Here is an 8075-nt window from a genome sequence, read left to right on the forward strand (position 1 = left end):
GCATTAAGTAACGAGCCATTAATTGCTGAGGAGGATGCGCGTTCATTAAAAATATCAGGATAAACCGCCGCTTGAGCATCGTAATCCGGCTCTAAAAATTGATTGAAATTGATGTTAGCACCTGGAAACAGGGTTTCCGTCATGTTGCCGGTAAAGGATGCCGCAGCAAGGTCGGGATCATCCCATAACAAGGTAAAGCGACCAGTTTCACGGACATCAATTTCGGTGTCTGCGCGGCGCACACCGGCTTTAATGTTAATGCCATCATCCAATACCCATTCCGCATCCAGCTTGATGGCTAATTGGTCATTGTTACCGCGACGATCACGACCGAAGAAACCAACACTCACGTAGGAATCCGGATCGTTAACTTCACTACCATAGGTAAAGGAGGGCAAATCACCGGTGCCATCAAAACGGAAGTCAGCAGGATCGAGGCCGTAAGCGCCCATAATGCCCAAACGCAAGTCTTGAACAAATTCCACACTGGAATAAGAGATATCTGCCTTTAAGGTAAAGTCGCTATAGGCACCGTATTCAAAATTGATTCCGACAACATTATTTTCGGATAAATTATTAAACAAGAGGTCAAAATTTTCGACCTTAAAATCGCCACCGGGATCGGTGATCCCTGACCCGTCAATGGACTGAACAAAGTTGTTTTCAATGGATATGGCATCTTCATCAAAAACGCCATTGTAATCAAAGAACAGATCCACCGTTGGCCGCTGAGAATACACATCATAAGTGGAGGTGTAGCCATTAATCCCCACTTTAATGTCATCTCTGGCTTGCCATTCAATACCATAAGAAATCGATTCACGCTCTTTATTCCCGCGGATGGCGTTCATGGTAATACGACTATGAGAAATCACATCTTCTTCGACTCTATCGGCAATCCCATCACCATCGGTATCGATTTGAATATCCCGCTCTTGGGCACGGGTATAGGCTTCGTCCACCGAATAGTCGATATCAGACGAGACAATGGCCACATAGCCGGCAATGGTGTTGTCATCATTACGGGCACCAAATACCCCGGAGAACTTAGGCTCCCATTGCTCAGTTAAGCTGTCATTAATTGCCGAGACGGTAACTACGCCGCCAAAATTATCATTGTTCTTATATAGATTGTGCGCTTGCAGAGGTTGCATGGTTTGCAGCTCTACCGAACCACCAATACCACCTTCTATGGTTTCTGCTGTGGGCATTTTGCGCACCACCACGCCGCTGATGATTTCTGTGGGGATCACATCAAGGTTGAATTGGCGAATATTACCAATCCCTTCATCACCGTGAGATAAAGGAGTACGACCATTGACCGTGGTATTGACAAATAACGGGCCCATACCGCGGATAGACGCACGATCGCCACCTATACCATTATCGTTACGTTGAATTTGAACGCCCGGTATACGCGCTATGGCTGCACCGATATTATCATCGGTAAACTTCCCCAGATCTTGGCTGGTTATCGCATCAACCACGCCTTGGGAATTGCGTTTAAGGTTTTGTGAATTAATGATGCTTCCTCTAATACCACTTCGTACTTCAATCACTTCAACATCATCACTGCCATCTTCAGCGGCCATCACGGCAAACTGACTGAAAAGCATCCCAGAGGTAACCGCAGCGGCTACTAATGATTTATTAAATTTCATGTTTACTCCCTCGATAGAATTTGTGCTGAGTACCGATAGCGGTTATCTCTAAGCATCAATATGAAGAGAATATTACATGTCGCAATTGATATTTCAACAACATTTTCATATGTTTTTAACATAAAGATTAAAATATCAGTTTGACAGCTGAGATTACATCTAGTTAACTATAATACGCAAAATGACTAAGATTGATATGGATAATCACTGATTTCTTAAAAGTGAATGTATTTTTATTGTTACTGAACAGTGTGAATAGGCAGAAGAAAGGCAGAGATTGGTCTAATCAAACCCAATATATTTAACAAGCAATTCACAAGTCATGATGCCTATGTACAAGTCACAATTGCTATTCTGTCGGCAATCAGCCGCCCATGGTGCAGCGATTGAGATATCAGTTAAAAAGGTGACCTGGCGACTAAAGCCGCCAGGCACCTATACGCCGTACACACCTTTGCGCTGCAACGCTGTACAGTAAGAACACTATAGACAGGTTGAGAACGTTATAGATCAGCCTTCGAGAGATGAGAACGCCATGAATTCAACAATACAACACGCCCGCATTCATTGTTTTGACTTCCCAAGAGATCGAATAATTGGGGACTCACAAATTTCTTCAAGCCACGTGTGGATTGGTGCATTAGAACTGTTTGACAGCAATGGGATGAAGGGTCTCGGCTTTTTTCAATCACTATCTGCGCCCTTGCCTGACGCCAGTTTTATCAGTGCGTTATTTTCACAGCAATGTCTTCCCAAGATGCGCAATCGCACACCCGAAGGCTTAATTCACCAATTAAGCCGGCCACGAGGAGGGAATATTCAGCCTCTCCCCTATCATCTGGATCAAGCCATTGACCAAGCATTGTGGGATTTGGCGGCAAAGCGTGTGAATCAACCGCTGTACCAGTTTTTTGGTGGCACTAAAAACAAGGTTAAAGCTTACGGAAGTGGGGTGTGTTATCACATGACTGACCAACAGGTTTTTGATTTTTATTCTGCGGCCACTAAGCACAACTTTAGCGGTTATAAAGTAAAAGTGGGTCACCCGGATATAGAAAGAGATATCGCCCGCCTGCAACTGGTTACCGACGCCGTTGGTACGACGCCATTGTTAATGGTGGATGCCAATGAAGCCTGGTCCCCCAAAGAGGCCATTCGTCGTATTCGCGCCTTTGAAAATGCCGGATTTCCTATCTATTGGGTGGAAGATCCTATCTTGCGCCACGACACCCGAGGCCTAATCGAAATGAAAGCGGCACTAAAAGATACCTATATCAATGCCGGAGAATACCTTAACCTTGCGGGCAAAAAAGCCCTTGTGGACAATGACGCCGCTGATGTGATTAATATTCACGGCGACTTCTCTGGTGCCCACAAGATCGCATGGCTGTGTGCAGAGAAAGGCATTTCCGTGTCTTTAGGTAATACCCCGATGGAATTGGGAGCCCATATTGCTTCTGCGCTCCCTGAAACCCTCTATACTGAGCATTCCATGCTAAATTGGGACGATATAGTGGCAAAACCCTTTGTCATTGAAAACGGCCATATAGTGCTGCCCGACACGCCAGGACACGGTCTGAGTTTATGCCCAACAGCCATTAAAGAATTGTCCCCCTCCATAGCAGAAAGCCGCTAACCCATTATTATCCAGCGCCACGGTGACAATCTTGCTGCCGTGACGCGCTATCCCCCCTTTCTCTGCATTTCATTAAAAATAGCGAAAAAAATAATAATCACATTTTATTTACAATATATTGACAAAAAGGATTGATAAATTTAACCTCTACCTTAAATATATTAAATGCAGTAACTGATATATCAATTGATGCACGAAAAAGTGCGAAATAAACCGTTAGAGGGAAAATCAGTGAACAGTTCACAACACAGACACAGACTAAACCACCCGCTATTTTTTGTAATAGTGCTGGCCCTAACCCAGTTCTATTCTCTTATTGCCCATGCCGAAACCCAACAGGTCTTTTACGTAGCCACCGACGGAAGCGACAGCAATACAGGCACATTAGCCTCGCCATTTAAAACCCTTGAAAAAGCCCGGGACGCTGTACGCAGCGTAAATACCAATATGACCGGCGATATTATTGTTTACCTGCGCGGAGGAAATTATGAAATATCCGCCCCGTTAGAACTGACCACCGCCGATTCCGGTAGCAACGGCTATCAGGTTATCTACAAGGCGTATGATGATGAAGTTCCGGTATTAAACGGGGCAACCCGGGTAACGGATTGGACGGTGCACGACGGCAATATTTATAAGGCCACGTTGGATCATACCAATAAACTACGCACCCTGATCGTCAATGACGAACGCGCCTATATGGCCAGTACCACCGCTCGCCCAAACAGCGACTGGGGCACCTACACCATTACCGCAGGCCAAGCAGATTGGGCACGCATAAGCGGCACCGAAGCGGATGGTGCAGCCTACAACCTTAGTGATATTCCGACTCTGAGCAACCCTTCAGATGTGGAAATCATGAACCAAACCACCTGGAATACCAATTTCATTACCGTTCGGGACAGCGTCATTGATGGAAGTGAACGCATTCTTAAGTTTTCCCAGCCTTACGCGGCTATTGCACAAAACCAAAATTGGGGCGCCTTTCGTAATTCAGGTACCCACACCCTGTTAAATGCCTATGAATTTTTAGACGAAGCCAACGAGTTTTATTTTGATCGTGCCAATCAGACTCTTTATTACTATGCCGACGGCGTTGATATGACCACCGCCGAAGTGTATGCGCCTCGCCTTCAAACGCTATTGAATATCAGTGGTAACTCGGTGGCCGATAAGGTATCGGATATCGTGTTTGACGGCATTACCTTTGCCAATACCGAAGCCACGCTGCCTCAAGTGGGTGGTTCTGCGGGCAAAGCAACGGTGCAAGCTGCCACGTGGAAGATGGCCTACAGCGATGGTAACTGGCACAACGACAAATACACCGCTTACGATGTGATGCCCGGAGCCATTAATGTCAACAATGCCGAAGGGATCAGCATTCAAAATGGCACAGTGAAACACATTGGCAATGAAGGCATTAACTTTACTAACGATGTTGTAGATTCACAAATTATCGGTAATGCCATTGTCGATATAGGTGGCTCAGGAATAAACATAGCTCACCCACAACACGTGTATATTGGTGATGGCGGTGAATACGAAAAATACCCCGTGGACAAAGAGGGCGTAGTGCAAAACATACTGGTAAAAAATAACTTACTGTATGACACCACTCGTATTTATTTTGGTCATGCGGCAATAACGGGCTTTTTCACCGATGGCTTGGAAATTCTGCATAACCAGATCCAGAACACCAAATACTCGGGCGTTAGCCTTGGCTGGGGTTGGAATAACTTCGCCGTTGAAACCCTCCCAGATAACCCCACAACGGTGGCACGAAACAACAAATTTAATAACAACCGCGTGTACAATGTAATGACCTACCTACACGACGGTGGCGCTTTTTACACGTTAGGCAGCCAGCCCAACTCAGAAGCCAATGGCAACTATGTCAAAGCCCCAACCACTTATTTCCAGGGTGTTTACCATCCCGATGAAGGAACCGCTTATTACACCGGTAACGATTTGGTGTTTGAGATTGTACCAGGGCAAGACAACTTCGAGTTAAACGCGTGGCGTGACAAACGCGACAATCACTACGACAACATATATTCCACCTCTGGGGCTTATCAGATAGGAGCGCCTAACTCCACCATTACCAACCTAACGGTGGTACCAGATGCAGATTGGCCTGCGGAAGCACTGGATATTATCGACAATGCCGGTATAGAAGACGAATATGCTTATCTGTTAGACGGGATCCCCGATGCCCCTGATGTACCAGGACTCGTGGACGCTTCCGGATATACCCAAATAGAAGCGGAAAGTGGCAACCTCCTTGGTAGTGGTTCTATTTATTCCGATAGCAATGCTTCTGGTGGCGCGGGTGTGGAAAATATTCACACCGATGGTTCAGGGATCGAATTTACTAATATGCCTGCGGCCACATCACTGTATTTAAGTTACGCCTCTAAAAATACCGGCTCTTACAGTGTGTATGTTGATGGCGAGCACGCGATCAATATTAACTTTACCGCTACCGGCGGTTGGTCGGGCACCTATACCAATTCAGAAGTGATATCGGTAAATATTCCCGAGGGCGCCACCTTAACGTTGAAGAAAGATTCGGATGATGCCGGCATTAATATTGACTACATCTCGGTAACGAACCAAAGCCTCACGCAACAGGCGGAAGATGGCACGTTATTGGGCTCAGCAAAAGTCAGTAATGAACACGCCGGTTATATGGGCACAGGATTTGTTGGTGACATGTTTAACGTGAGTGACTCTGTGCAAATTACAGTGAATGCGATTGAAGGTGGGCAATACATTATGCGCACCCGTTACGCCATGGGTTTATATGGCCCAAGTGGTGATCGTACATTGAGTGTATATGTCAATGGCACAGATCAGGTGCAAAGTGTATTTACCACCACAGGTGAATGGAATATCTGGGATGAAACGGAAGTCCTGGTTACCCTACTGCCCGGCAATAACGACATTAAATTACAGCTAGACAGTGACGATACTGGCGTGGTGAATCTGGATCAAATTGTACTGAACAAGGTTTATGAAGCCGAAGAAGCCACTTTGGTTGGCACCACCTCTGATAATACCTACGAAGGATTTAGTGGCTTTGGCTATGTTAGCAACATAGAAGATATTAACGACGCTGTGGTCTTTAATGTTGAAGTACCCATTGGTGGTGAGTACACCATAGATATGGTCTATGCCCTACAAAGCGACGCTCCTGATCTCGACCATTCACTGAGTATTTATGTTAACGAGGAATACAGCGCAAAAACCACCTTTATTCCAACCAGTGCCTGGGATAGCTGGAGTGTGCAAACCGACCCGATCACACTCGCAGCAGGCAACAATACCATTGCCTATCAACTTGATGCCGATGACACAGGCTTAGTAAATCTCGACTATATGCTGCTTAACCTAGTATCAGGTTCCACCAATGAGGACGATGAAGAAGTTGAAGTAACAGGCGCTTACGAAGCTGAAGATGCCGCCATCAATGGCCACAGAATTGGCATAGGCAGCGAACACGACGGCTTCCACGGTACTGGCTATGTGGAAGACTTTATCACCGAAGGCGATACCGTTGAGTTTACCGTAGAGGTAGAGACCGCGGGGCAATACTTAGTGGATATGCGTTATGCCATGGGTACTTTCGGCCCTGCCGGAAATCGTACATTAAGTGTTTATGTTAACGATGTGGACGTACTCCAAAGCAGTTTTGCCACAACAGTAGAATGGAATGCGTGGAGCAACCAAACCGAGCTACTGACCCTCCACGCGGGCACGAACACCATCCGCTATCAGCTGGATGCCGACGATACCGGTTGGATCAACATGGATTACATCACGCTGGATTTCGATTCGGCGGCGCCAATATTGGGTGATCTCGACGGCGATGAAGATGTGGACGTCAACGATGTCGCCGCCTTTTATCAAGGCATTCGTACCCAAGAGATAACCGATCTTAGCTTTGACTTTAACAACGACGGTGTTTTATCCAGTCGCGATGTTAGAGGCTTTATGGCCCTTTGCACGCGGGCTAACTGCGCCGCTGAATAAAGCTAAATTACGATGAAAAACCATACGCCCTATAGTTTGTATGAATAGGGCGTATCACGACCAACACAGAAAAGGAATACTCATGAAACCATTAACCACCCTACTGACCAGTTTACTTTTTTGCTGCGTTAGCGCGCACAGTCAAGCAACATCCATTAACCTAAATACCGATAAAGGTAGCTATGACGCCGGCGAAACGGTTTTACTGGATGTGTCTATTGTCGATATTGATGCCAATGCGGCAGAACTGGGCTTTGATCTTCTCTTTGACGAGACCGCCCTGTCCTTTGACAACTTTGACTTTAGCACTGACATTTTAAGCAGTGCCTTCTTCTATGCTGCTGACTTATCTTTTTTCGACAACAATATCGTAGAAATATTCACCCTGTGGTTCGACAGTGCCGATTTGCCCGCCAGTAGCTTTTCATTAGGCCAGGCCACTTTTACGGCCACCAGCGCTTTTGATGGCGACTTTAGCATTCTCGACTTTTACCTTGCCGATGCATTTGGCAACGACATTGACGTCACGCCCACAAGCGTACCGGCCCCCGCTACCGGTGGGTTACTTTTGCTGGCGTGTATTTTTGCCGCTTTAAAAAGAACCCGCATTATGGGCAAATAAACCCTTACTGAATATCTTGTTCACGGGGTGTCGGCATGACGCCCCTTTTGCGTATATATTCTATAACCACTGCCATGAGATAAGGAGCCACAATGCTAAACTGGGGAATTGTGAGTACCGGACG

General features: G+C 46.2%; 4 protein-coding genes. 3 read left to right on the top strand and 1 reads right to left on the bottom strand.

Annotated features, from left to right (window positions below; genetic code table 11):
• Positions 1-1661 (bottom strand): TonB-dependent receptor plug domain-containing protein (locus V5298_RS18530; protein WP_332932914.1); only part of this gene is annotated, 1661 nt, incomplete at its 3' end.
• Between the two features lie 535 nt (positions 1662-2196).
• Between V5298_RS18530 and V5298_RS18535 the strand changes: the two genes are divergently transcribed.
• The 3 genes from V5298_RS18535 to V5298_RS18545 all read left to right on the top strand — a co-directional run bounded on the left by V5298_RS18535 (position 2197) and on the right by V5298_RS18545 (position 7951).
• Entirely contained in the window at positions 2197-3297 is a 1101-nt protein-coding gene (locus V5298_RS18535) for a mandelate racemase/muconate lactonizing enzyme family protein (protein ID WP_332932915.1), read from the top strand.
• Between the two features lie 231 nt (positions 3298-3528).
• Complete coding sequence (locus V5298_RS18540; RefSeq protein WP_332932916.1) at positions 3529-7329, top strand: CBM35 domain-containing protein; 3801 nt, start codon at positions 3529-3531, stop codon at positions 7327-7329.
• A gap of 82 nt (positions 7330-7411) precedes the next feature.
• Positions 7412-7951, top strand: coding sequence for a hypothetical protein (locus tag V5298_RS18545; RefSeq protein WP_332932917.1), 540 nt, complete (start codon positions 7412-7414; stop codon positions 7949-7951).
• The last annotated feature ends 124 nt before the right edge of the window (positions 7952-8075 follow it).

Source organism: Alteromonas sp. 14N.309.X.WAT.G.H12 (genome assembly GCF_036697315.1).
Taxonomy (GTDB): Bacteria; Pseudomonadota; Gammaproteobacteria; order Enterobacterales; family Alteromonadaceae; genus Alteromonas.